At 73.7% G+C, this 22,656-nt stretch carries 22 protein-coding genes and 1 pseudogene; 10 read left to right on the top strand and 13 right to left on the bottom strand.

The features are described 5' to 3' along the window. The first annotated feature begins 75 nt into the window (after positions 1-75). From yhfZ to ACFYNS_RS20935, 10 genes and pseudogenes are all read left to right on the top strand, one after another. Positions 76-1,020: a GntR family transcriptional regulator YhfZ gene (gene yhfZ / locus ACFYNS_RS20980; protein WP_360694336.1), complete on the top strand. Its 945-nt coding sequence runs from the start codon at positions 76-78 to the stop codon at positions 1,018-1,020. Positions 1,021-1,126: 106 nt separating this feature from the next. Further along, positions 1,127-1,498: pseudogene (locus tag ACFYNS_RS20975) on the top strand (PRD domain-containing protein); the annotation flags it as partial. A 176-nt stretch (positions 1,499-1,674) separates the two neighbouring features. Next, complete coding sequence (locus tag ACFYNS_RS20970; RefSeq protein ID WP_360291400.1) at positions 1,675-2,028, top strand: DUF2620 domain-containing protein; 354 nt, start codon at positions 1,675-1,677, stop codon at positions 2,026-2,028. Between the two features lie 54 nt (positions 2,029-2,082). Continuing rightward, a complete protein-coding gene (locus ACFYNS_RS20965) occupies positions 2,083-3,444 on the top strand; it encodes a YhfT family protein (RefSeq protein WP_388604463.1) in 1,362 nt (453 codons plus the stop codon). A gap of 91 nt (positions 3,445-3,535) precedes the next feature. After that, complete coding sequence (locus ACFYNS_RS20960; protein WP_388604429.1) at positions 3,536-4,534, top strand: phosphotriesterase; 999 nt, start codon at positions 3,536-3,538, stop codon at positions 4,532-4,534. A 31-nt stretch (positions 4,535-4,565) separates the two neighbouring features. Continuing rightward, positions 4,566-5,837, top strand: a complete 1,272-nt coding sequence (locus tag ACFYNS_RS20955; RefSeq protein WP_388604461.1) for an aminotransferase class V-fold PLP-dependent enzyme — start codon at positions 4,566-4,568, stop codon at positions 5,835-5,837. A 1-nt stretch (position 5,838) separates the two neighbouring features. After that, positions 5,839-7,002 (top strand): alanine racemase, encoded by a 1,164-nt coding sequence (locus ACFYNS_RS20950; RefSeq protein WP_388604427.1) that lies wholly within the window; start codon positions 5,839-5,841, stop codon positions 7,000-7,002. A gap of 65 nt (positions 7,003-7,067) precedes the next feature. Next, positions 7,068-8,249 carry a phosphopentomutase gene (locus tag ACFYNS_RS20945; RefSeq protein WP_388604459.1) on the top strand — a complete coding sequence of 394 codons (1,182 nt, stop codon included), beginning with the start codon at positions 7,068-7,070 and terminating at the stop codon, positions 8,247-8,249. Positions 8,250-8,370: 121 nt separating this feature from the next. Next, positions 8,371-9,195 (top strand): aldo/keto reductase, encoded by an 825-nt coding sequence (locus ACFYNS_RS20940; protein WP_388604425.1) that lies wholly within the window; start codon positions 8,371-8,373, stop codon positions 9,193-9,195. Between the two features lie 63 nt (positions 9,196-9,258). After that, positions 9,259-9,894, top strand: a complete 636-nt coding sequence (locus ACFYNS_RS20935; RefSeq protein WP_360292042.1) for a DUF4291 domain-containing protein — start codon at positions 9,259-9,261, stop codon at positions 9,892-9,894. A gap of 28 nt (positions 9,895-9,922) precedes the next feature. On the opposite strand, the gene ACFYNS_RS20930 is transcribed toward ACFYNS_RS20935, so the two are convergent. From ACFYNS_RS20930 to ACFYNS_RS20870, 13 genes are all read right to left on the bottom strand, one after another. Further along, the gene (locus ACFYNS_RS20930) at positions 9,923-10,543 is read right to left on the bottom strand and encodes a hypothetical protein (RefSeq protein WP_360292040.1); all 621 of its coding nucleotides are present in this window, start codon (positions 10,541-10,543) and stop codon (positions 9,923-9,925) included. A 132-nt stretch (positions 10,544-10,675) separates the two neighbouring features. Then, positions 10,676-11,743: an MASE1 domain-containing protein gene (locus ACFYNS_RS20925; protein ID WP_360292037.1), complete on the bottom strand. Its 1,068-nt coding sequence runs from the start codon at positions 11,741-11,743 to the stop codon at positions 10,676-10,678. Then, positions 11,743-12,621 carry a PP2C family protein-serine/threonine phosphatase gene (locus ACFYNS_RS20920; RefSeq protein ID WP_360292034.1) on the bottom strand — a complete coding sequence of 293 codons (879 nt, stop codon included), beginning with the start codon at positions 12,619-12,621 and terminating at the stop codon, positions 11,743-11,745. Before ACFYNS_RS20920 ends, ACFYNS_RS20925 begins: the two co-directional genes overlap by 1 nt. A gap of 231 nt (positions 12,622-12,852) precedes the next feature. After that, complete coding sequence (locus ACFYNS_RS20915) at positions 12,853-13,248, bottom strand: hypothetical protein (protein WP_360292031.1); 396 nt, start codon at positions 13,246-13,248, stop codon at positions 12,853-12,855. A 365-nt stretch (positions 13,249-13,613) separates the two neighbouring features. Beyond that, positions 13,614-15,167, bottom strand: coding sequence for an amino acid permease (locus ACFYNS_RS20910; RefSeq protein WP_388604422.1), 1,554 nt, complete (start codon positions 15,165-15,167; stop codon positions 13,614-13,616). Positions 15,168-15,489: 322 nt separating this feature from the next. Next, a complete protein-coding gene (argF, locus tag ACFYNS_RS20905; protein WP_360292025.1) occupies positions 15,490-16,500 on the bottom strand; it encodes an ornithine carbamoyltransferase in 1,011 nt (336 codons plus the stop codon). A 60-nt stretch (positions 16,501-16,560) separates the two neighbouring features. Then, positions 16,561-17,808: an arginine deiminase gene (locus ACFYNS_RS20900; RefSeq protein ID WP_360292023.1), complete on the bottom strand. Its 1,248-nt coding sequence runs from the start codon at positions 17,806-17,808 to the stop codon at positions 16,561-16,563. Between the two features lie 75 nt (positions 17,809-17,883). After that, positions 17,884-18,804 carry a homocysteine S-methyltransferase gene (gene mmuM, locus ACFYNS_RS20895; RefSeq protein WP_388604419.1) on the bottom strand — a complete coding sequence of 307 codons (921 nt, stop codon included), beginning with the start codon at positions 18,802-18,804 and terminating at the stop codon, positions 17,884-17,886. Further along, on the bottom strand, positions 18,801-19,724 hold the full coding sequence (locus tag ACFYNS_RS20890; RefSeq protein ID WP_360292018.1) for an LLM class F420-dependent oxidoreductase: 924 nt from the start codon (positions 19,722-19,724) through the stop codon (positions 18,801-18,803). The genes mmuM and ACFYNS_RS20890 overlap by 4 nt, the downstream gene beginning before the upstream one ends. Before the next feature lie 90 nt (positions 19,725-19,814). Then, positions 19,815-20,108, bottom strand: coding sequence for a hypothetical protein (locus ACFYNS_RS20885; RefSeq protein WP_388604417.1), 294 nt, complete (start codon positions 20,106-20,108; stop codon positions 19,815-19,817). A gap of 142 nt (positions 20,109-20,250) precedes the next feature. Beyond that, positions 20,251-20,706, bottom strand: a complete 456-nt coding sequence (locus ACFYNS_RS20880) for a DUF6099 family protein (protein WP_074999891.1) — start codon at positions 20,704-20,706, stop codon at positions 20,251-20,253. 103 nt (positions 20,707-20,809) lie between these two features. Beyond that, positions 20,810-21,223: a nucleotide pyrophosphohydrolase gene (locus ACFYNS_RS20875; RefSeq protein ID WP_360292012.1), complete on the bottom strand. Its 414-nt coding sequence runs from the start codon at positions 21,221-21,223 to the stop codon at positions 20,810-20,812. After that, on the bottom strand, positions 21,220-22,575 hold the full coding sequence (locus ACFYNS_RS20870) for an AAA family ATPase (protein ID WP_388604416.1): 1,356 nt from the start codon (positions 22,573-22,575) through the stop codon (positions 21,220-21,222). Before ACFYNS_RS20870 ends, ACFYNS_RS20875 begins: the two co-directional genes overlap by 4 nt. Between the last annotated feature and the right edge of the window lie 81 nt (positions 22,576-22,656).

The following is a 22,656-nucleotide window of genomic DNA, read 5'->3' as shown; positions in this document are numbered from 1 at the left end:
AGCGGGGCCGAGGTGCCCGGAGGAATCCGGGTGGGGGTCTTGTCAAGAATCCAGGATTCTGTTTACTGTGCCGTCGTGAACGACTACGACGAGCGGTTCCTGACCCGCAACGGCCTGGCGGCCCGCCAGCTCGCGCTCCTCCTGCTGGAGTACGAGCCGGAGCGCCGGCTGCCCCGGGTCCGGGACTTCGCCGAGGAGCTGGGCTGCGGCAACGGCACCGTCCAGGGTGCGCTGCGGCTGCTGGAGGAGGCCGGGGCGATCGAGACCGCCGCGCGCGGCCATCTGGGCACCTTCCTCGTCCGGTCGGACCGCTCGATCCTGTGGCGGCTGTCGGGGCTGGGCACCCTGCTCGCCGCGATGCCGCTGCCCTACTCCCGCCGCTACGAGGGCCTGGCGACCGGTCTGCGCGCCGCCTTCGACGACGCCGGGACGCCCTTCGGCATCACCTTCATGCGTGGGGCGGGCAGCAGGGCGACGGCACTGCTGGAGGGCAAGGCCGACCTGGTCGTCCTCTCCCGCTACGCCGCGGACCGCCTGATCGAGGAATATCCCGAGGACCTCTCGCTGGTGGTCGACCTGGGTCCGACCACCTATGTCGGGGCCCACGGAGTACTGCTGCGCGAAGGGGGCTCGCTGGACGCGCCCGGCCTCCGCGTCGCGGTCGACCACGCCTCGGAGGACCAGCGGCTGCTCGCCGAACGCGCGTTCGCGGGCCGGGCGGACGTCGAGTGGATCGAGTGCTCCTACATGCAGCTCCTCGATCTGCTGGTGCAGGACAAGGCGGACGCCACCGTCTGGAACCTGGACGAGGTGCAGGGCCGGCTCGGCGAGGGCATCGAGGTGCTGCCGCTCGGCGACGAGATAGCGCGGGACCTCTCGCTGCGCAACTCCAGCGCGGCGGTCATCGGCAGAGCCGAGAGCGTGGCCGCACTGCACGCCATACGGGAGGCCATCGACACCGAACGGGTGACGAAACTGCAGTCCGCGGTCGTACGAGGAGACCGGATGCCCTCGTACTGACTGACGCCCCGGCAGCACCCGTCGACCCGCCCCCGTTTCGCGACGGGGTGCGGCCGCTCCCGAGAATCCAGAATCCCGATTTCTGTCGCCCGTCGAGGAGAACGCCGTGGACGACCAACTCGCACTCCGAATCCAGCTCTTCCGGGACGGCGGCCAGGTCCGCCCCGAAGTGGCCGACTTCGTGACGACGGAGCTGTCCGCGCTCGCCGACGAGGGCGCTCCGGTCACCGAGGAGACCGCGGGCATGCTGACGAGCCATCTGATGATGGCCCTCACCCGGTTGCTCGACGGCGAGCCCATCGAGGAGTTCCAGACCGACGAGCAGGTCGCGGCGGAACTGGCCGACCACCCGGCGGCCGTCTCCCGCGCCCGCCGCGTCGCCACCCGCGCCGAGGCCGAACTGGGAGCCTCGCTGCCCGGTTCCGAGATCAACTTCCTGGCCATGCACCTGGCCGTGCTCGCCCAGCGGGTGTCCCCCCTGATCCCCGCTACGGAGACACCGGAGACACGGAACCCCACCACCCCGACCACCCCGGGCACCACCGGGACGCCGTTACCGAACCACCCCTCCCCGAGCCCCCTCCCCAAAACACCCCCGACACACCTCCGGGACCCGCCGCCGGGCCCCGCGGCACAGACGAGAGGCACCCACTCATGACGAAGATCCTCACCGGCGGAGTCGGCAAGACCGAAGTGGCCGACGCCGTCCGCGCCCTCGACCTGGACGGCGTCGAGGTCGTGGTCTCCAGCGACATGGACGCTGCCATGAAGCTGCGCTCCGGCCAGGCCGACTACTACCTCGGCACCTGCCACACCGGGGCCGGAGCCTCGCTCGGCGTCCTCGTGGGGCTGCTCGGCCAGCCCGCCTGCCACACCTTCGGCCGCACGGTCCCCGGTGCGGACGAAGTGGCGGCACTGATCGCCGACGGCAAGAAGGTCTTCGGCTTCTCCATGGACCAGATCGAGACCATCGCCCCCCTGCTCGCCCGCGCCCTCGCGCGTGCCTGACCGGGTCCAGGCGCAGAACCCCCGGGCGTGTAAGGAGCGAACCCCGTGAGAACGATGAGCACCACCGGCCTCCAACTGGCCGCAGACGCCGGACTGGACTTCTCGCTGCCGCAGCAGTTGACCGTGATCCTGCTGTGCGCGCTGACCGCGTTCATCTCGCACATGGCGCTGGCCGTCTTCAACGACGGAGTGCGCCCGTTCATGCTGGACTTCATCCACGGCCGGACCACCCGCTCGGCCACCACCGCGGTCTCCTTCGGGCTCTCCGCGGGCTTCATCTTCGGGCTCGGCGCGCCGATGGCGCTCTCCTCCGGCGTCCTGAACCCCTGGCTGCTCTTCCTGCCCACCGACATCCTGGGCCTGCTGGCCCCGAAGAAGTGGCTGGCGCCGCTGCTGGGCGCCGGATGGGGCGCGGTGGTCGTCTTCGGACTCAACGGCGCCAACGAGGTGGCGCACGACCTGCCCGTCGACTTCCTGACGGCCATGCAGCAGATGTCGACGCCGATCCTCTTCCTCTTCACGCTCTTCCCGGTGCTGGCCATCACCAAGCAGTTCGGACGCGCGTGGGGCGCGGCGGCCGGCGCGGTGGAACTGGCCCTCGTCGTCATGACGATGAAGCTGTGGCCCGACATCTTCGCCGGCGCGCTCGCCATGGCGGTCGGCGTCCTCCTGCTGATCGGCCTCGCCGTCCGCAAGGACCTGCTGCAGCGCAAGGCGGACCGTCAGGCCGCCACCGCCCCGGGAGCCGTCTCCGAGGACTCAGCGCCCGACGACGATCCGATGGCCTCCCTCTTCAGCGCCAGCGCCACCCGGCTGCGCCGCTATCTGCCGCTGTTCATGGTCCTGGGCGCGGGCGTCTGCGTCCTCGCCCAGATGCACATATTCGGCGGCGGCGAAGCCACCAGCTTCCTCATAGCCAAGGGCCACTTCTCCGAGGCCGCGCAGGTCGACTTCTACCGCGTCTTCGGCTTCGTCCCGCTGATCGCGACGACGGCGCTCGCCTCGGGCGCCTACGGCATCGCCGGATTCACGCTCGTCTACCCGATCGGCTACCTGATGCCGAACCCGGTGCTGGCGGCGGTGGTCGGAGCGGCCGTCTTCGCCCTCGAGGTCCTGGCGCTCTCCTCCATCGGCAAGGTCCTCGGCAAGCTCCCCAGCGTCCGGGACTCCTCCGAGCACCTGCGCAACGCCATCACCGACAGCCTCCACCTGGCCATCCTCTTCGGCTCCCTGATGGCGGCCAACGCGATGGGCGGCGGACTTGGCATCCTCATCGTGGGCGGGCTCTACCTGCTCAACGAGGCGATGGGCCGCCCCGTCGTCCGGATGGCGGCCGCGCCCACCGCAGTGATCATCGGGGGCGTCCTGCTCAACATCCTCTACTGGCTCGACCTTTTCACCCCTCTCAAGGGCTGATCCGTCCCGACCGGGGCGTGCCCCCCGGGCCCGCGATCCCGCCGGATCGCACGAGCGGCCCCAGGCAGCACGCCACCAGGAAGGCCCACCGATGAGCGCGAGCTCCACCCCCCACCCGCACCGCGGCACCGAGCCGCGGGTGCACACGGTCGCCGGGCCGCTGGCGGCGGCATCCGTCACCGGTCCCGTTCTCGCCCACGAACACCTGGTCCTCGACCTGGACCGCCGCAACGACGGAGCCGCCGTCCTCGACGCGCAGCGGCACGGACCGGCCGTCGGCCGGGAACTGGCTGCGCTGCGCGAGGAATACGGCCTCTCCCTCGTCATCGAGCTGACCTGCCGGGGCATGGGCCGCGATCCGGCCGCCCTCGCCCGGATAGCCCGGGACAGCGGCGTGGCCGTCGTCGCCGCGACCGGGTGGTACTACGAGCCCTTCCATCCGGCCGGCGACCTGGCCGGAGCCTCCGTGGAACAGCTCGCCGCCACCCTGACGGCGGAGGTCCGCGAGGGCATGGCAGGACCCGACGGCGCACCCACCGGGATCCGCCCCGGGGTGCTCGGCGAGGTGGGCAGCCACGGCGAGGCCCCCAGCGAACCCGAGACCCGGGTGCTGCGCGCCGCAGCGCACACGGCCGTCGCCACCGGCCTGTCGGTGGCCACCCACGCCCAGCTCGGCCACGGCGGACTCGCCCAGCTCGACCTGCTGACCGGTGCGGGTCTCGCCCCGCACCGGATCTGCGTCGGGCACCAGGACCTGCTCACCGCACCCGCCGTGCACCGGCGACTCGCCGAGGCCGGCGCCTACGTCGCGTTCGACACCGTCGGCAAGGACAGCTACCAGAGCGACAAGGAGCGGCTGCGGCTGCTCCTCGCGTTCCTGGAGGCCGGGCACGCCGACCGGGCACTGCTGAGCTGCGACATCTCCCGCCACGCCTACCTGCGCAGCGAGGGTGGTACGGGCTACGGGCATCTGTTCCGCTCGTTCCTGCCCGCCCTGCGCGCCGCGGGCGTGGACGACGAACTGATCGATGTGCTGACGCGGCGCAACCCGCTGCGCTTTCTGACCGGTGCGAGCCCGGAGGAGATCTGAGATGGCCGCCACCCCCTCGAACGCGTCCGACATGCCGGACGCGCACGGCTCGAGGCCGGTACCCCCGCCGCTGCCCCGCACGTTCCCGCTGGACACCGTCCCGGTGGAAGACGCGGCCGGACAGCAGTTCCGGCTGCTGGAGGCCACCGCGGCGCACTTCGCCGGACCGGAGCTGTTCGCCGCCGACGCCGGGGTGGTCCCCGAGCTCGGCCGCCCGCTGACCACCGCGCGCGTCGAGGCGGTGCTGGCCGCGTACTTCGGCGCCGAGGACGCCGCACTCGTGCAGGGCGCGGGCACCGGCGCGATCCGCGCCGCCCTGACCGCCGCCGTCGGCCCGGGCGAACCCCTGCTCATCCACCGTGCCCCCGTCTACCGCACCACCGCCGTGACGCTGCGCGGGCTCGGAGTCGAGACCATCGAAGCCGACTTCAACGACCTCGACGCGCTGCGGAGCGTGCTGGCCTCCGGCCGCTTCCGCTGGGCGTACGTGCAGCACACCCGGCAGCGGCTGGCCGACTCCTACGATCCCGGCGAGGTCCTCGCCGCCTGCCGGCAGGCCGGTGTCCGCACCCTCACCGACGACAACTACGCCGTCTTCCGGGTGCCCGCCTCCGGAGTCGAACTCGGCGCGGACGCCTCCTGCTTCTCGCTGTTCAAGCTGCACGGCCCGGAGGGCGTCGGCGCCGTCGTCGGCGCCGCCGACCTGGTCGCCCGCATGCACGCAGACAACTACTCCGGCGGCGGCCAGGTCCAGGGCCACCAGGCGCTCGACGCGCTGCGCGCCCTCACCCACGTGCCGGTGATGTGGGCCCTGCAGTCCCGGGTCGGCGCCGAGATCGCCGAGCGCCTCGCGGCCGGCGAAGTGCCCGGCGTCGCCGATGTGCGCCTCGCCAACGCGCAGGACAGATGCCTGCTCGTGCAGCTCGATACGCCCGTGGCGCGGCGGCTGCCCGAGGTGGCCGCCCGGTTCGGCGCGGCGCCCTACCCGGTGGGCTCCAACTCCCGGTACGAGATCGCGCCGCTCTTCTACCGGATGTCCAGCTCGGCCCTGGACGACGCACCCGAGCTGGCCGACTGGGTGGTCCGCGTCAATCCGATGCGCGCCGGTGCCGACCTCGTCCTGGACATCCTGCGCCGCTCCCTGGCGGTGATCGGTGCCGAACCACCCGCGCCCGGAGCACCCGGACACCCCGCGTCCCCAGCGCCCGGACCTGCCCCCGCGCCTCCAGCGCCCGAAGCGCCCCGGCACCATGCCGCGCCCGCAGCCCCGCACGACGTACCGCAGCACCGCGCAAAGGACTGACGTGTTCCTCGACAGCCTCCTTGCCCGCAATCCGGAGCTCGCCGACACCGCGGCCGACCTCCACCGGCGCGGCGAGATCCCACCCGACACCTACGTCATGGACCTGGACGCCATCACGCAGAACGCGGCCCTGCTCGCGGACGCGGCCCGGCGCCTGGACCTGTCGCTGTGGTTCGTGGTCAAGCAGTTCGGCCGCAACCCGGAACTGATCCGGGCCGTCGCGCGCGCCATCCCCCGGTTCGCCGCCATCGACACCGACGAGGCCCGCACCCTGCACGCGGCCGGAGCCCGCGCCGGGAACCTCGGCCACCTGGTGCAGATCCCGCACCGCGCCCTCCCCGAGCTGCTGGCGCTGCGGCCGGAGACCGTCACCGTCTTCGACCTCGACAATGCGCGTGCCGTCTCCGCGGCGGCGCAGGGCCTGGGCCTGGTGCAGGACGTCCTCGTCCGGCTCGAGGGCGCCCCCGGCTCGGTCTACCCGGGGCAGGAGGGCGGTGTCCCGCTGACCGCGCTCGACACGTTCGCCGAGCAGGCCGAGCGGCTGCCGGGCATCCGGATCGCGGGAGTCACCGCGTTCCCCTGCGTTCTGTGCGACGCCAAGACCGGCCTCCCCGAGCCCACCCCCACCTTCGACGTCGCCCTCGAAGCCCGCGAGGCGCTGGCCGCACGCGGACACCGGGACCTGAAGCTCAGCGCACCCAGCGCCACCTCCGTGGCCAGTCTGCCGCTGCTCGCGCGGCTGGGCGCCACCCACGGCGAGCCCGGCCACGCCCTGACCGGCACCACACCGCTGCACGCGACCGACACCGGCCAGCCCGAACGGCCCGCCTACGTCTACGTGTCGGAAGTCGCGCACACGCTGGCGGACGGGCGGCCGGCACTGTTCGGCGGCGGGTTCTACCCGCGCGCGCACCTCAACTCCGCGCTGCTGCCCCGTACCGGGCAGCGGCTGGCGGTGCAGGACGCGCCCGCGGAGAACATCGACTACTACCGGCTGCTGGCCGCCCCCGGCGCCGGCCGGCCGGTGCGGGCCGGTGACACCGCGCTGCTGGCGTTCCGCACCCAGGTCTTCGTGACCCGCTCCAAGGTCGCGGTGGTGGCCGGGCTCGAGTCCGGAAGACCCCGGCTGACCGGGCTGTACGACGCACAGGGGAGGGCGCTGTGACCGGCGGGCGGGACGATCGGGGGCGCACCGTCATCCTCGTCGTCGACGGGTTCGGGATCGGGGCGATGCCGGACGCCGGTGCGCTGCGTCCCGGTGACCTGACCGCCGACACCTGCGGCCATGTGCTCGACCACGCCCGGGAGGCGCTCGGCAGGCCGCTGCGGCTGCCCGTCCTCGGCGCGCTGGGCCTGGGCCTGGTCCACCCGCACCCCGACCTCGCCCGCGGCACCCGGCTGCCCGTCGCGGCGGGCCGGGCGGCGCTGGGCTACCCCGGCGCCGACACCTTCGCCGGCCACCAGACGATGATGGGCGCGGACTTCAGCCGGGTGACCGTCGCCCGGCTCGGCGAGCATCTGACGGAGGTCACCGCGGCCCTGCGCACGGCGGGGCACCGGGTCGAACTCCTCGGCGGTCGGCCGCTGCTGCTGGTGGACGGCAGTGTGCTGGTGCACGACAACCTGGAGGCCGACCCCGGCATCAACTGGAACGCGTCGGCCGAGCTGGATGCCGTCGGCTTCGACGGCATCCTCGCCGTCGCCCGCACGGTGCGCGCGGTGGCGCCCGTCGCCCGGGTCATCGCGGTCGGCGGCCACGCGGACGGCCCGCTGTCCGAGTTCGTCCGCGACGGCGACGGCGGCACGGTGGGTCTGGACACCCCGGCGAGCGGCTTCTACCGGCACGACGGCCTCCAGGTGCGGCACCTGGGCGCGGAGCTGGACCACACCCGGCAACTGCCCGAGTTGGCGGCCCGCTCCGGCATCCCCGTGACCCTCGTCGGCAAGGCCGCGGACATCCTCGCCTGCGAGGCAGCGGTCCGCCGCCCCGCCGTGCCCACGGCAGACGTCCTCGCGCACACGGCGGAGGCGGTCCGCGCGCCGGGTGAGGCCCTGGTCGTCGCCAACGTGCAGGAGAGCGATCTGGCCGGGCACCAGCAGGACACCGAACGGTACGCACGCATCCTGGAGCAGGTCGACGCGGGGCTGGCCGCGCTGGTCGCGCTGCTGGACCGGCCCGGGGACCGGCTCGTGGTCACCGGCGACCACGGCAACGACCCGACCATCGGGCACGCCTACCACACCCGCGAGTATGTGCCGGTGCTCATCCACCGCCCCGGAGCGTCCGGAGTGGAGCTGCTGCCGGACGCGGACAGCCTCGCGGACGTGGGCGCCACCGCCGCCGCCGCGCTGGGGCTCGACCCCGGGGGCCTCGCCAACGGCAGACGGATGCCGCAGCGCGCCGCGGTGTGAGCGATCATGGGTCCGGCACCGGGCGTCCGGCCCGGGGCCGCCGGGTACCCGGCTCCCGCCGGACCGGTGCATCCCGCCGGGCCCGGCCGCAACCGCCGCCCACGGAAAGGACCGCGAACTCGTGCGCACTGTGAAGCTCCCCTCCGGTACCGCCGTCCCGGCCCTGGGCCAGGGCACCTGGCACATGGGTGACGACCCCTCCCGCCGGGCCCGGGAGCTGGAGGCGCTGCGCACCGGTATCGACCTGGGCATGACGCTCATCGACACCGCCGAGATGTACGGCAGCGGCGCTGCCGAGGAGTTGGTCGGCGAGGCCGTGCAGGGCCGCCGGGACGAGGTGTTCCTCGTCAGCAAGGTACTGCCCTCCCACGCCGACCGGCGCGGCACCGTCGAGGCGTGCCGGGCCAGCCTGCGCCGGCTGGGCACCGACCGCATCGACCTCTATCTGCTGCACTGGCGCGGCGGTGTCCCGCTGGCCGAGACGGTCGAGGCGCTGGAGGACCTGGTACGCCAGGGCGACATCCGCTTCTGGGGAGTGAGCAACCTCGACACCGACGACCTCGCCGACCTGCCCGGTGGAGCCGTGCCGGAGACCGACCAGGTGCTCTACAACCTCTCCCGGCGCGGCCCCGAGTTCGATCTGCTGCCCCGCTGCCGCGAGTTGGCGGTCCCCGTGATGGCCTACTCCCCGGTCGAGCAGGGGCGGCTGCTGGAGCACCCCGCACTGCGCACGGTCGCCGACGCGCACGGAGTATCCCCCGCGCAGGTGGCGCTGGCCTGGGTGCTGCGCCACGAGGACGTCATCGCCATCCCCAAGGCCTCGGTGCGCGCGCACGTCGAGGAGAACCGCGCGGCGGCCGATCTGCGGCTCACCGACGAGGACCGTGCCGTGCTGGACGAGGCCTTCCCGCCGCCGCACCGCAAGCGTCCGCTGGAGATCCTCTGACCGGTAGCCTGTCGCCGCCCGCCCGGCCCCCCGGAAAACCGGTGGTCTGCGGGCCGTCGGCGCATGATCCTGGACGCCGTGTCAGAACCTCAGCACGAACATCAGCACGAACAACCCGCGCGCCGTATTCGTGCGCTGCACACGGCGTCCACGGTCACCGTCTACCAGGCGTACGCTCCCCGGCTCGGCGTGCCCGCCGCCCGTGACGGCCGGTTCCCCGCCGCTTGGAAGCGGGACCGGATGACCTGGATCAAACCGTCCTTCCTGTGGATGATGTACCGCTGCGGCTGGGCCACCAAGCAGGACCAGGAGACCGTGCTGGCCGTGGAGATCACCCGCGAGGGCTTCGAGTGGGCGCTGCGCCGCGCCTGCCTGTCGCACCACGACGCGGAGCGGCATCCCGACCGCGCGGCGTGGAAGCGGCAGTTGCGGGAGTCCCCGGCCCGGGTGCAGTGGGATCCCGAACGCGACCTGCATCTGCGTCCGCTGCCCTACCGTTCCCTCCAGCTCGGCCTGGCGGGTGAGGCCGCACGCCGCTACGCCGACGAGTGGACGGTCTCGCTCACCGACGTCACTCCGCTCGCCCACCGGGTGCACGCCGCCGTGCGTGCCGGTGACCTGACGGGTGCTCGCAGCCTGCTGCCCGCTGAGGAGCCCTATCCGGTGAGCCCGGAGCTCCTCGCGCATCTCACCTCCTGAGGCCGCCCCGCGTCGGCAGGGGTCGGGGTCAGTCGATGAAGTAGTTCCAGAAGACGCCGACCTCGGCCTCCGAGGCGGCGACCACCCCCAGGTCCAGGATGTAGCCGTCCCGCTCGGCTGCGGGATGGGTGAGGCAGGAGACGGCGAGCGTCCGGCGGCACCTGTCGGCGGCCTCCGTACCCCTCTCCTCGCCGTCGGATGCGTCATCGAACGCGTCGTCGACGAACTCGTCGGCCAGCAGGTCCTCGTTGGTGGCGAACTCCGCGGCGGGGCCGAACCTGGCCAGGGCGGTGCGGGCCGCGGCACGCAGGGCCGGTTCGGAACGGCGGTGGAGCGGGGGGTCGCCGTACTCGGCGCAGTGGCGCGTCAGCAGCATGGTGGCTTCCCGCCGGTTGATCAGTTCCAGGTGGTGGTTGAGGTGGTGCGCGTCCACCAGGGCAAGCGGGTAGTACGGGGCCTGCGAGGTGCGGGAGGGGCTCCCCGCGTGCTGGTCGACGGTGTGCCAGCCCCGCGGGTCCCGGGTGCCGAGCCGCAGCACCGCCGAGACGTCCTGCAGCCAGTCGGCGTGCCGCCGCGGACCCACCGCGGCCAGCCATGGCCCCAGCGCGTCCAGCGCTCCCTTCCATGCGGCCGCGTCCGGAGTCGGCACGGACGGGGACGGTATGGACGGGGACGGTATGGAACGGGACGGCATGGAAGGGGACGAGGCGGACGGGGCCGGCACGGACGGGGCCGGCACGGACGGGGGCTCGCCGGGCGGAGACAGGGCCATGGCGGGACCTTATCCCTGGCGCTGTCCCGTTCGTCCGCCGGCCGGGAACGAGCGCGGACCGCGGCCCTGCGGGGCGAGGACCTCCACCATCTCGGCGAGATCTTCGCAGGCGGCGGCGATCCTTCGGTGGGTGTTGCGCTTCTCGGCGGTGACGGCGGCCAGCAGCAGCGTGGTCAGCGCGGCGGAGCCGTTCAGGGCCTGGAGCGTGATCATGCCCGTGATCAGGTCCTCTCGTGCGAAGACCCCCACCCGCGCGGTGGCGGCCCCGGTCGCGGCGACGGCGAGGATGGTCGTACTCACCGCGCAGCCCGCCAGCTGGAACCGGAGCGCGGCCCACACCAGCAGCGGGAAGATCAGGAACAGCAGGTCCATGGGGGCGCGGGTCACCACGATGGCCAGTACCGTCGTCGCCGCGCCCAGTCCCAGGGCCTCCACCGCCTGCAGGACGCTGCGCGGCCGGCCCAGCTTGGGCAGGGACAACAGCAGTGGGGTGACGACCAGGACGCCGACCGCGTCGCCCGCCCACCACGCGGACCAGACCGGCCAGAACTCGTGCAGCGTGAGGTTGCCGCCCGCCACCACCATCAGGGTCCCCACGGTCGCGCTCACCAGCATGCCCAGGAACGCCGCGAGGAAGACCAGGCTCACCCCGTCCCGCAGCCGGTCCACCTGTTCGCGGAATCCCGCGCGGTGCAGCAGCAGGCAGGCGAGGACCGGGGCGAGCGCACTGCCCGCGACGGAGCCCAGCGAGGTCCAGCTCAGCGGCCCCATGTTGGTGAGCACCAGCAGCGCGCCGAGGGCCACCCCCGGCCACACCCGGAGCCCGAACCAGAGGAGTCCGGCGACGGCGATACCGGTCGGCGGCCAGAACGGGGTGACGACCGCGCCCTCGACCGCCACCTTCCACAGCAGGCCGAGCCGTCCGCCGCCGTAGTAGAGCAGAGCGAGCACGACGAGCCGCAGCACGTAGGCCGCGAGCAGCCGCGACCGGGTGTCGCCGAGCAGCGCACCGGTCGGCGCGGGAGCGGGTTCCGGCGGGTGGTCGGCTGTCGTCTCGCTGGGGGGCACATCGTTCATCAGACAACGCCCGGCGCCGCACGGTCCGTCTGACACGCCTCCGGCCCGTCATAGCTGAGCACCAGTACGGCCGCGTCGTCGGTGTGCCCGGTCTGCTCCGCCACCTCCATCACCCGGTCGGCGAGCACTTCGGGGTCCTCGCGCACGCCGTCCCGCAGCACCCGCGCCACCTGGTCGAGGCCCTGCTCCAACGGGAAGCGTGGCCCCTCCACCACCCCGTCGGTCAGCAGAGCCAGTGCACCCGGCTGGGTGAAGCGGTACTCGGTGACGGTGTAGGTCTGGCCCTCCAGCACGGCCAGCGGCAGGCCGATCTCCTCCGGGGTGTGGTCGACGACGCCGCACACACCGTCGGCCCGCGCCCACACCGCGCCGGTGTGTCCGGCGCGCGCGGTGTGCACGCTCCAGGTGCGCGGGTCGAAGCGCAGGAAGACGCAGGTGGCGAAGAGCGGGTTGTCGATCGCGGCGAGCAGCTCGTTGGCGGTGTGCAGGATCTCGCCGGGGTCCGTGGAGCCCATGGCGGCCACGGCGCGCAGCGCGATGCGCACCTGGCCCATGTAGGCGGCGGCCTCCACGTCGTGCCCCTGGACATCGCCCACCGAGAAACTGAGGGTGCCGTCGGACAGCAGGAAGCCGTCGTACCAGTCGCCTCCGATGTCCAGGCCGTTGCGGGCCGGAGCGTAGCGGGCCGCGACGCGCAGGCCGGGCGCGGTCGGCAGGGTGGAGGGCAGCATGCCGCGCTGCAGGGCCTCGGCCAGCTCGACCCGCGCGCGCTGGACCTCGACCTCCTCGCGGACCCGGGCGGTGAGCTGTCCGAGCTGCGAGAGCAGATCGTCCGCGCTCGCCGGCCGCGCGTGACGGTGCCGACCCCGACCCTCCATGATCCGAGCGTAGCCCCGGACGGACGGCCGCGCCCGGTGAGCGGGTGCGTACGGAGGGCGGCCCGGGCGCCGGACGCGGCGGCGGGGGCCGCGTCGGCAACGCGGTCGGTCCCGGACGGGCACCGCGGTCGGTCCCGGACGGGCACCGCGGTGCCGGGCGGCCCGCGGTGCCGGGTGGTGGCTGGGTGCCGGCGGCACCGCAGCGCGGCGGCCGCACGATGGAGGGCGGAGTCAGTCCCTCCCGGCTGCCTGCGCGTCCGCGTCCTCCCGGCCCGCGCACAGCGCGGCCACCGACAGCGCGCCCCAGCCCACCGAGACGGCCACCGCCTTGGCCCGGGTGGCGCGGGGGAGGGTCGTGCCGAGCAGTACCGCGTCGCCCAGGTCGGCCGCGATCCGCAGCCAGGCGGCCGTCCGCAGCGCGGCGCCCTCCGGTGCCAGCACGAGGGCGAGGCCGCTGGCCGCGTCCCGCCAGGCCAGCGGCCGCAGCGAGGTACGGGTGTCGGGGGCGGTCCGGCCGTCCTGGTCCACCAGCCCGGACGGCTTGGCCAGCAGCGCGGGCCAGGCCGTGACAGCGGCGCCGTACACGGCCGTCGCCGCTCCTACAGCCCTCAGCAGTCCCACGCGCATCGCACTCTCCGCTCTCTCACTCGCCCGCTCCCGCGGTCCGCGGGCCGGTGCGAGGCGTACCGCCGGTGGTCGGCGGCACCGTGCGCGCCGCCGCGCACCGCGGTACGGGGCGGAGGGCGTGCGGTGCCACCGGGGGCACCGTACCCGCGCCGGGGCGCCGTCCGGGTGCCGAACCGGCGGGCATCGCCCGCGGGCGGGGCACTGGGGGGCACTGGGGGCGCTGTGGGGGACTCGGACGGCTCGTACGGAACCGGCGAATCGACCGCGAAGAGCCGCGCGCGTGACGGGCACGGCCGACGCGCTGTCACGTACTCCGACGTACTCCGACGTACTCCGACGTGCCCGAGGGCCGGGTCTGCGGGCGGTCAGGCCCCGACCGAGGAACGGGACGCGGCCGCCGGGTCCCCGTTCGGCGGCTCTCCGCCCGCGGGGGCGCCGTCCGAGGGCGTGCCGTCCGAGGGGGCGCCGTCCGAGGGGGCGCCGTCCGGACGTTTCCCGCCCGGGGACTGCTCCCCGGACGCCCCGGCCAACCGGGAGCGGGGCCGCCCATAGCGGGAGTAGACCAGCGCTCCGATCGCCAGGAAGGCCGCGAACTGGATCCAGGTCACCAGCGGCAGCCCGGACATCAGGTACAGGCTCAGTGCCACGCCCAGCAGCGGCGACCAGGGGGAGAACGGCACCCGGAAGCTGCGGCGCAGCCCGGGCTGCGAGCGGCGCAGCGCCAGGACGCACACGTTCACCACCGCCATGATCGCCAGGGTGCCGATCACCGTCATGTCGAGCACGACGTCCAGCGGCACCACGGCTGCGGGGACGGCGAAGACGACGGCGACGATCCAGGTGTTGGCGACCGGGGTCGAGGTCCTGGGCGAGACCCGTGCGAACACCGGCGGCACCAGCCCGTCCCGGGACATCGACAGCAGGATCCGGGTCTGCCCGTACATCACCGCCAGCACCACCGAGGCGATGGCCACCACCGCACCCAGCGCTATCACGGTGGAGCCGAAGGCCGATCCCGTGGCGTGGTCGACGATCAGCGAGAGCGCGGCGGGCTTGCCGCCCACCTGCTCCCAGGGCATCGCGCCGATGGCCGCGACCGACACCAGGCAGTAGAGCAGTGCCACGCAGCCGATGGTCACCAGGATCGCGAGCGGGACGTTCCGGCGCGGGTTCCTGACCTCCTCACCGGCGGTGGAGATGGCGTCGAACCCGATGAAGGAGAAGAAGGCCAGCGACGCGCCCGCTCCGATACCGCCCAGGCCCTCGGGTGTGAACGGCGAGAGGTTCCCGGCGTCGTAGGCGGTGAAGGCGATGGCGCAGAAGAGCACCAGGATGCCGACCTTGATCACTGCCATCGCGGCCGTGGCCCGCGCGCTCTCCCGCACGCCGCGCACCAGCAGCACGGCGGCGAGCAGCATCACGACCACCGCGGGTACGTTGACGACGCCGCCGTGCCCGGGGGCGTCGGCGAGGGCGGCCGGGATGCGCACCCCGACGGTGTTCTCCAGCAGTTCGTTGAGGTATTGCCCCCAGCCGATCGCGACGGCGGAGACCGAGACGCCGTATTCCAGCAGCAGGCACCAGCCCACCAGGAACGCCGCACGCTCTCCGAGAGCGGCGTAGGTGTAGGAGTAGGAGCTGCCCGAGACCGGGATGGCGCTCCCCAGCTCGGCGAAGGAGAAGGCGGTGAAGACGCAGGTCAGTGCGGCCAGGACGAACGAGACGAGGACGGCGGGACCGGCCTCGGCGACGGTGTCGGACAGGCCGACGAAGATGCCGGTGCCGACGATCGCGCCGACGCCGAAGCACACAAGCTGGAACGGGCCGAGGGTGCGCTTGAGGCCGTGTCCCTCAAGGTCGGCGCCGGACTCGGTGACCAGCAGATCGGGGGACTTCAGACGCAGGCCGGTGCGGGGCATGGGACTTCCAGGATGGTGCGGGGGTGTGCACGGGGTGGGTGCACAGGCGGGACGTGCGCAGGGGTGCCTGGCACGGGGACACAAGGGAAGGGTCCGGGCGGGTGCCCGGACCCTTCGAGATGTCCTCCATCGTAAGTGCCGCGCCTGCATGATCCCGCGGATACCCGTATGACTATGCGCACAGCCGCACAGCCGCACAGCCGCACAGCCGCACAGCCGCACAGCCGCAGAGCCGCAGAGCCGCAGAGCCGCAGAGCCGCAGAGCCGCAGAGCCGCACAGCCGCACAGCCGCACAGCCATAGCTCCGGGTGCCCGGCCGGCGTCAGCCCAGCGTGGCCACCAGTACGGCCTTGATCGTGTGCAGCCGGTTCTCGGCCTGGTCGAAGACGACCGAGTACGCCGACTCGAACACCTCGTCGGTGACCTCCAGTGAGGTCAGTCCGTGCTGCTCGTGGATCTCCCGGGCCACCGCCGTGCCCAGGTCGTGGAAGGCCGGCAGGCAGTGCAGGAAGCGCACCTCGGGGTTCCCGGTGGCCCGCAGGACGTCCATGGTGACCGCGTACGGCTTCAGGAGTGCGATCCGCTCGGCCCACACCTGCTGCGGCTCGCCCATGGAGACCCAGACGTCGGTGGCGAGGAAGTCCGCCCCGGCGACGCCCTCGGCCACGTCCTCGGTCAGGGTGATCCGCGCGCCGGTGCGCTCGGCCACCTCACGGGCCCGGGTGACCACCGGCTCCTCGGGCCACAGCGGGCGCGGGGCCGCGATGCGCACGTCCATCCCCAGCAGCGCCCCGGTGACGAGGTAGGAGTTGCCCATGTTGTTGCGCGCGTCGCCCAGGTACGCGTAGGCGAGCTCCTCCGGCGGCCTGCCCGCCGCGCCCGGCGCGTGCTCGGTCATGGTGAGCACGTCGGCGAGCATCTGGGTGGGGTGCCACGCGTCCGTGAGCCCGTTGAAGACCGGCACCCCGGCGTGCGCGGCCAGCTCCTCGACCTTCTCCTGTCCGCTGCCGCGGTACTGGATCCCGTCGAACATCCGCCCGAGCACGCGCGCGGTGTCCTTTATGGACTCCTTCACGCCCAGGTGCGAGCCGGCCGGGTCCAGGTAGGTGGTGTGCGCTCCCTGGTCGGCGGCGGCGACCTCGAAGGCGCAGCGCGTGCGCGTGGAGGACTTCTCGAACAGCAATGCGATGTTCCGGCCCCGCAGTCGCGGCTGCTCGGTGCCCTCCCGCTTCGCCGCCTTCAGCTCGGCGGCCAGGGAGACGAGGCCGCGGAACTCCTCCGGCGTGAAGTCCAGCTCCTTGAGGAAGTGGCGGCCGGTGAGATCTGCTGCCATGGGGGCTCCTAGGTGCGCGCGTGCAGTGCTGTCCGCAATTGTATACGGCGCAATGAATTCCTATACGACCGGGTCGCGCTCCACCGGGCAGCTCATACAGCGCGGCCCACCGCGCCCCCGCCCCAGCTCACCGCCGGGGATCTCCACCACCTCGACGCCCTGCCGCCGCAGATGCGTGTTGGTCGTCACGTTCCGGTCGTAGGCCACCACGACACCCGGCTCGACGGCCAGCACGTTGCAGCCGTCGTCCCACTGCTCCCGCTCGGCGGAGCGCACGTCCTGCGTCGCGGTCAGCACCCGGATCCGGTCCAGCCCCAGCGCCGCCGCGACAGCCCGGTGCATGTGCTCGGGGGCGTGGTCGGAGACCTTCAGCTCCTGGGCGCCGGAACCCGGCTCGATCGTGTACGAGCGCAGCATGCCCAGCCCCTCGTACTGGGTGAAGGTCTCCCCGTCGACCATCGTCAGCACCGTGTCCAGGTGCATGAAGGCCCTGCGCTTGGGCATGTCCAGCGCGACGATCGACCGGGCCGAGCCCTGCGCGAACAGCCCGTGCGCCAGGGTTTCCACGGCCTGCGGGGTGGTCCGCTCGCTCATCCCGACCAGCACCGCGCCGTTGCCCAGCACCAGCACGTCGCCGCCCTCGATGGTGGCGGGGTACGCCGACTGGCCGCCCGCCCAGGTGTGGAAACCGCCGCTCGGACCGCCGTCCGCGGCGGCCGCGAACAGCGGATGGTGCCGGTAGACGGCCTCGAAGTGGACGGTCTCGCGCTGCCGCGCCGGCCAGCGCATCGCGTTGATGCACACCCCGTCGTACACCCACGCGGAGGTGTCCCGGGTGAAGATGTGGTTGGGCAGCGGGGCCAGCAGGAAGTCGTCCTCGTCCATCACATGGAAGCGCACCGAGGCCGGCTCGGCGCAGCGCTCCAGGTACTCGCGCTTGGTCATGCCCCCGATCAGCGCCTCCGCCAGCTCGGCCGTCGGCAGCCGGTCGAAGGAGTCCCGCAGATGGTCGGTGGCCAGCAGCCCGTACTCCTTCTCGTCGAAGACCCGGTCCAGGACCAGTGCGCGGGCGGCGGGGACGTCGAGCGCCTCCGTCAGCAGATCCCCGAACAGATGTACCTCGACGCCGAGTTCGCGCAGCGTACCGGCGAACGCGTCGTGCTCCTCCAGGGCCCGGCGCACCCACAGCACGTCGTCGAAGAGGAGCTCGTCCTTGTTGGAGGGGGTGAGCCGCTTCAGTTCGAGCCCCGGCCGGTGCACGATGACGCGGCGCAGCCGCCCGGTCTCGGAGTCGACATGGAATCCCATGCGCTCATCCTGACGGAGCGCCCCGCGCACCGCGAGGAGTCGACAGGCCCCGACGCCGCACGCGCCCCGCCCGATTCAGCCGTCCTGCCGCAGGATCCGCCCCACCGCGGCGATGTCCCGCGGCCCCACCCGGCAGCAGCCGCCGACCAGCCGGGCCCCGCGCGCCACCCACTCCGGAACCCGCCCCGCCGCGAACGACGGCGACCCCGTCCAGCGGGCCCGTGCCGCGTCCCACCCCTCGCCGCTGTTCGGATAGGCGACCAGCGGCACCCCCGGGCACGCCCGCGAGGCCGCCTCCAGCGCCGCGTCCACCTCCTCGGACGCGCAGCAGTTCACGCCGACCGCGACCACCTGCGGATTGCCCGCGGCGGGCCCGAACGCCTCCGCCAGCGGCTGCCCCGCGCGGGTGCGCCCGCCCGCCACCGTGCAGCTCAGCCACACCGGCAGCCCGCAGTCCGCCGCGGCCCGCAGCAGCGCCTCGGCCTCCACCGCGTCGGGCACCGTCTCCAGCGCGAGGACGTCCGGCTCCGCCGCCGCCAGCGCCTCGATCCGCGGCCGGTGGAAGTCGGCCAGCTCCGCGACGCCCAGTCCGTACCGGCCCCGGTACTCGCTGCCGTCCGCGAGCACCGCGCCGTAGGGGCCGACCGAGGCCGCGACCCACACCTGCTCGCCGGTCGCGCCCCGCGCCGCCGCCCGCGCCAGCTCCACGCTGCGCCGGAACAGCGCCGCCGCCTGCGCCGTATCCCGGCCGCGGCGCCCGAAGCCCTCGAACGACGCCTGGTAGCTGGCGGTGATCAGCACGCGCGCCCCGGCCCGGACGTACGCCGCGTGCGCGGCCTCGACCTCCCCGGGCGCCTCGGCCAGCAGGCGGGCCGACCACAGCTCGTCGCCGAGGCCGTTGCCCTGCGCCTCCAACTGGTGGGCGAGCCCGCCGTCCAGCAGTACGGTGCCCCGGTCGAGTGCCCGGGCGAGCGGGGACGCGGGATGCGGGGTCACGACAGCTTGGCCTGCACCTGATCGGCGATCAGTGCCAGGTGGTCCAGGTCGCTCAGGTCGAGGATCTGGAGGTAGACGCGGGAGCTGCCCAGCTCGCCGAACCGGCCGATCCGGTCCACGACCTCCTCCGGCGTGCCCGCCAGTCCGTTCTCCTTCAGCTCGGACACCTCGCGGCCGATGGCCGCAGCGCGGCGGGCCACCTCCGCGTCGTCCCGGCCCACGCAGGCCACCAGCGCGTTGGAGTACACCAGCTCCGCGGCGTCGCGGCCGCGGTCCCGGGCGGCGGCCCGCACCCGGTCGAACTGCCGCTCGGTGTCGGCCAGGGAGCCGAAGGGCACGTTGAACTCGTCCGCGTAGCGCGCCGCCAGCCGCGGCGTGCGCGTGGCGCCGAAGCCGCCCACCAGGACCGGGATGTGTTCCTGGTGCGGCTTGGGCAGCGCGGGGGAGTCCGTGAGCTGGTAGTAGGTGCCCTGGTGGCTGAACGTCTCACCGGCCGGGGTCTCCCACAGCCCCGTGATGATCGCGAGCTGCTCCTCCAGCCGGCCGAACTTCTCCTTGGGGAAGGGGATGCCGTAGGCGGTGTGCTCCGCCTCGAACCACCCCGCGCCCAGGCCGAAGTCGACGCGGCCGCCCGACATGGCGTCCACCTGGGCCACCTGGATCGCCAGCGGCCCCGGCAGCCGGAAGGTTCCGGCGGTCATGAGCGTGCCCAGCCGGATGCGGCTGGTCTCCCGGGCGAGCCCGGCCAGGGTGATCCAGGCGTCGGTGGGCCCGGGCAGTCCGTCGGAGTCGCCCATGGCCAGATAGTGGTCGGAGCGGTAGAACGCGTCGAAGCCGAGGTCTTCGGTGGCCTTCGCGACCTTCAGAAGCGTGTCGTAGTCGGCCCCCTGCTGGGGCTCGGTGAAGATTCGCAGTCGCATGCCCCCATACTGCCTGGTCGCACAGCGGTGCGGGGCGGCGCGGGCACCGGCCCGGGCCGGTGCGCCCGCCTCGGCCGTGCCGGACCTGCTTCAGCCGTCCCGAGCGGCGTCCTCGCCGGTCCTGCCGGTTCTGCCGGTTCTGCCGGTTCTGCCGGTTCTGCCGGTCCCGCCGTCCTCTTCGTCCCGTCCCGAGTCGGCTCGCGGGAGGCGGAGCAGGCTGGTGCGGAGGACTTCCCGGGCCCGGTCCGGGGGCAGCCGTCCGGCGTCCGCCTGCTCGCTCGCCGTGTGCGCGAGGGCGATGACGACGGAGACCAGCCAGTCCGCCGGGAGCCGGTCGTCGAACTGGCCGTCGTGCCGGCCGCGCCGGACGACCCGTTCCAGCAACTCGGCGACGGCGACGTGCCGCTCCGCATCCTCCCGCGCGCCCGTCGGCAGCGCTGTCGCGGCCGCCCGCGAGGCGGTGGACGAGGCCGGCTACGAACTCGTCACCGGCTGCGGCGAGTAGAGCCGCGCGACCGCCGGGCGGTCACGCCAGGCTGCCGCGTTCCCGCATGGCCAGGGTGCGGAGGATCGCGGCGATCCGGTCGCCCGACTCGTCGGCCGCGTCGATGGCTTCCATGCACTGCCAGTACAGCGCCTCCTCCTCCGCCGTGACCGCGACGCCGACCAGGGCGACCCCGGCCTCGCCCAGGAGTGCGCCCAGGTCGTCCAGTGTGCGCCGGGGATCGTCGATCTCCGAGAGCTGGGCTGCGCGCACCGCCCCGGCCCGCATTGCCTGGTTCCTGGAGCCGTTGGCTCTGCCGCCGACCTCGCTCAGCCCCAGCGCTTCCGACCGGACCGCCGGGGGGCCGCTGACCGCGAGATGGCTGCCGACCGCCGCGGCGAGCGCCTGCGCCTGCCAGGCCTCGGCGAGAGTGTCGGACACGTCCGCGCTGAGCGCGAGGGCCTGGCGTGTGGCGGCGATGAGCCGGCCTGCGTCCATCTGCCTACCCCTCACGGGTCATTACCCAGCGTGACTGAAATGGGCCAGTTTCGCCGGGAGGTTTCGGAATTTCGTGGATAAAAGGCTCGTGCGACGAAGTTCTTCACTCCATAGAGTGACCGGTTCCGGGCTTCGGGAAACGCTTTTCGTTCCTCTCGATCTTCGCTTCCAGTGCCGCGAGGGGGTCGACCCCCACCACGTGGCAGAACTGGAGCAGGTACGCGAGGACATCCGCGACCTCGTCCTCGACCCGCGCGGCGCCTTCGGCACCCGCCATCACCCGCGCCGACTGCTCCGGGGTCAACCACTGGAAGATCTCCACCAGTTCGGCCGCCTCCACGCTCAGTGCCGCCGCCAGGTTCTTGGGGGTGTGGTACTGCCCCCAGTCCCGCGCCTCGGCGAACCGGGCGAGTCGCCGTTGGAGACCCGCGACCGTGCGGGGAGCCTCCTGGTGGCCGCCGGCCCCGCCCGGGTCGCCGGTACGTGCCTCGTCTGCGTCGTCGTGCTCTGCGTTCACGCTCCAAGGTCTACCAGCAGCGGCCCGCCGGCCGGCCCCGCCTCCCGGGCCAGCGCGCTGCCGGTGGTACTCGTCGCCAGCAGCCGCACATGACCGCGTTCTCCCATCCGTCGGGCGAGCGCCAGGAGTTCGGCCGCCTGCCGTCCATCCAGTCCCCGGTCCGCGCCGTCCGCCAGGACCGTGAGCGCCTGCCGCGCGGCCGGGACCTCGTGCACCGTGTCCACCGACAGCACCCCGGGTCCGGTCAGCAGGACGAGCGCCAGCGCGGTGAACCGCAACTCGCCCTCGCCCAGCCACTCCAGCGGTGTGCCCGGCCCGCCGTCGTCCCGCACCAGTACGCCCCGCACCAGCTCCGATTCCTGCCCGCTGCCGCACCCGGCCGGTTCCGCGCGCAGCTCGGCGACCGGTCCGGCGCAGCCCTCCCGCACCGCTGCCAGGAGGGCCGCGTGCCGGGTGCCGCACTCCGCCCGGGTGCGGCGCAGGACGTCCGCCAGGTTGCCGCAGTCGCCGCGCAGCCTCCCGTCCCGGGCCGCGACCGGCCCCCGCATCAGCGTGGGCACCGGTGCACAGGCGAAGACCGAGCGCAGCGCGACCACGACCTGCTCGACCGCCTCCAGCAGCACCTGCTCCTCCGGCGTCGTCCCGGCGACCCGCAGCGGCAGCAGCGGCAGGGTCAGCCGGTCGTCGGGCATCCGCAGCGTCCGGTGAGTGCCTGCCGCCGGGCAGGTGGCCGCCACCGCGCGCCGGGCCGGGTCCCGCAGCGCCGTGGAGAGCAGCGTCCCGCCGGCGTGATCGGACAACCGCTCGCCCACGACGCGCAGTTCGGGTTCCGCCTGGACGGCGACGTCGAAGCGCAGCGGTCCGGACGGGCCCGCCACGGTGCAGCCGAGCCGGAAGCCGCGCCGCCCCTGGCGGTCGGGCCGGGCGGTCCGCGGGACGTAGGGCGAGCCCGCGGGCGGGGCGGGCGGCGCGCCGAAGACCTCGTCCAGCGGACTGCCCTGGCCGAGTCGTGCCAGCGCCTCGTACGCCTCCAGGACGGTGGACTTGCCGCTGCCGCTGGGCCCCGTCAGTACGGTGACGGGCGCCAGCGGAACGGTTCGGGTGCGCAGCGCGCGGAAGGCGGACAGGTGCAGGGCGCTGACGGCAGGTGCCCGTGCGGCCCCTCCCGGCCCGCCGTCGGAGCCGTCGGCGGGGGCGCGTGAGAACTCCGCGGCGTCGCCGGGCTCGCCGGTGTCGCCGGGCTCGCCGGGGCCGCCGCCGGGGTGGCCAGGACCGTCCGCGGGGTTGTCGATGCCGTCCGCACGGCCGTCCAGGGTGGCGGCGGCTCCGCCGCCGTGCTGTGCCGCTCGCATGCCGGGGACCGTATGCCTGCCCCCGCGAGGTGAACCGTTCCCGCACCTCCGCGCTCCCCCGATCGGATGACGCGTGGCGGC

The organism is Streptomyces sp. NPDC006925, from assembly GCF_042869575.1.
In the GTDB taxonomy this organism is placed as follows: Bacteria; Actinomycetota; Actinomycetes; order Streptomycetales; family Streptomycetaceae; genus Streptomyces.
Note: the sequence above shows the minus strand (reverse complement) of the source record. Positions and strands in the feature narration are given on the sequence as shown.

Excerpts from the sequence above, each read along its gene's own strand:
- ACFYNS_RS20970 (WP_360291400.1), top strand. The coding sequence starts at position 1,675 with ATGACGAAGATCCTCACCGGCGGAGTCGGCAAGACCGAAGTGGCCGAC.
- ACFYNS_RS20965 (WP_388604463.1), top strand. The coding sequence starts at position 2,083 with ATGAGCACCACCGGCCTCCAACTGGCCGCAGACGCCGGACTGGACTTC.
- ACFYNS_RS20960 (WP_388604429.1), top strand. The coding sequence starts at position 3,536 with ATGAGCGCGAGCTCCACCCCCCACCCGCACCGCGGCACCGAGCCGCGG.
- ACFYNS_RS20955 (WP_388604461.1), top strand. The coding sequence starts at position 4,566 with ATGCCGGACGCGCACGGCTCGAGGCCGGTACCCCCGCCGCTGCCCCGC.
- ACFYNS_RS20945 (WP_388604459.1), top strand. The coding sequence starts at position 7,068 with ATGCCGGACGCCGGTGCGCTGCGTCCCGGTGACCTGACCGCCGACACC.
- ACFYNS_RS20935 (WP_360292042.1), top strand. The coding sequence starts at position 9,259 with ATGATCCTGGACGCCGTGTCAGAACCTCAGCACGAACATCAGCACGAA.
- ACFYNS_RS20925 (WP_360292037.1), bottom strand. The coding sequence starts at position 11,743 with ATGAACGATGTGCCCCCCAGCGAGACGACAGCCGACCACCCGCCGGAA.
- ACFYNS_RS20920 (WP_360292034.1), bottom strand. The coding sequence starts at position 12,621 with ATGGAGGGTCGGGGTCGGCACCGTCACGCGCGGCCGGCGAGCGCGGAC.
- ACFYNS_RS20915 (WP_360292031.1), bottom strand. The coding sequence starts at position 13,248 with ATGCGCGTGGGACTGCTGAGGGCTGTAGGAGCGGCGACGGCCGTGTAC.
- ACFYNS_RS20910 (WP_388604422.1), bottom strand. The coding sequence starts at position 15,167 with ATGCCCCGCACCGGCCTGCGTCTGAAGTCCCCCGATCTGCTGGTCACC.
- argF (WP_360292025.1), bottom strand. The coding sequence starts at position 16,500 with ATGGCAGCAGATCTCACCGGCCGCCACTTCCTCAAGGAGCTGGACTTC.
- ACFYNS_RS20900 (WP_360292023.1), bottom strand. The coding sequence starts at position 17,808 with ATGGGATTCCATGTCGACTCCGAGACCGGGCGGCTGCGCCGCGTCATC.
- ACFYNS_RS20890 (WP_360292018.1), bottom strand. The coding sequence starts at position 19,724 with ATGCGACTGCGAATCTTCACCGAGCCCCAGCAGGGGGCCGACTACGAC.
- ACFYNS_RS20880 (WP_074999891.1), bottom strand. The coding sequence starts at position 20,706 with ATGGACGCAGGCCGGCTCATCGCCGCCACACGCCAGGCCCTCGCGCTC.
- ACFYNS_RS20870 (WP_388604416.1), bottom strand. The coding sequence starts at position 22,575 with ATGCGAGCGGCACAGCACGGCGGCGGAGCCGCCGCCACCCTGGACGGC.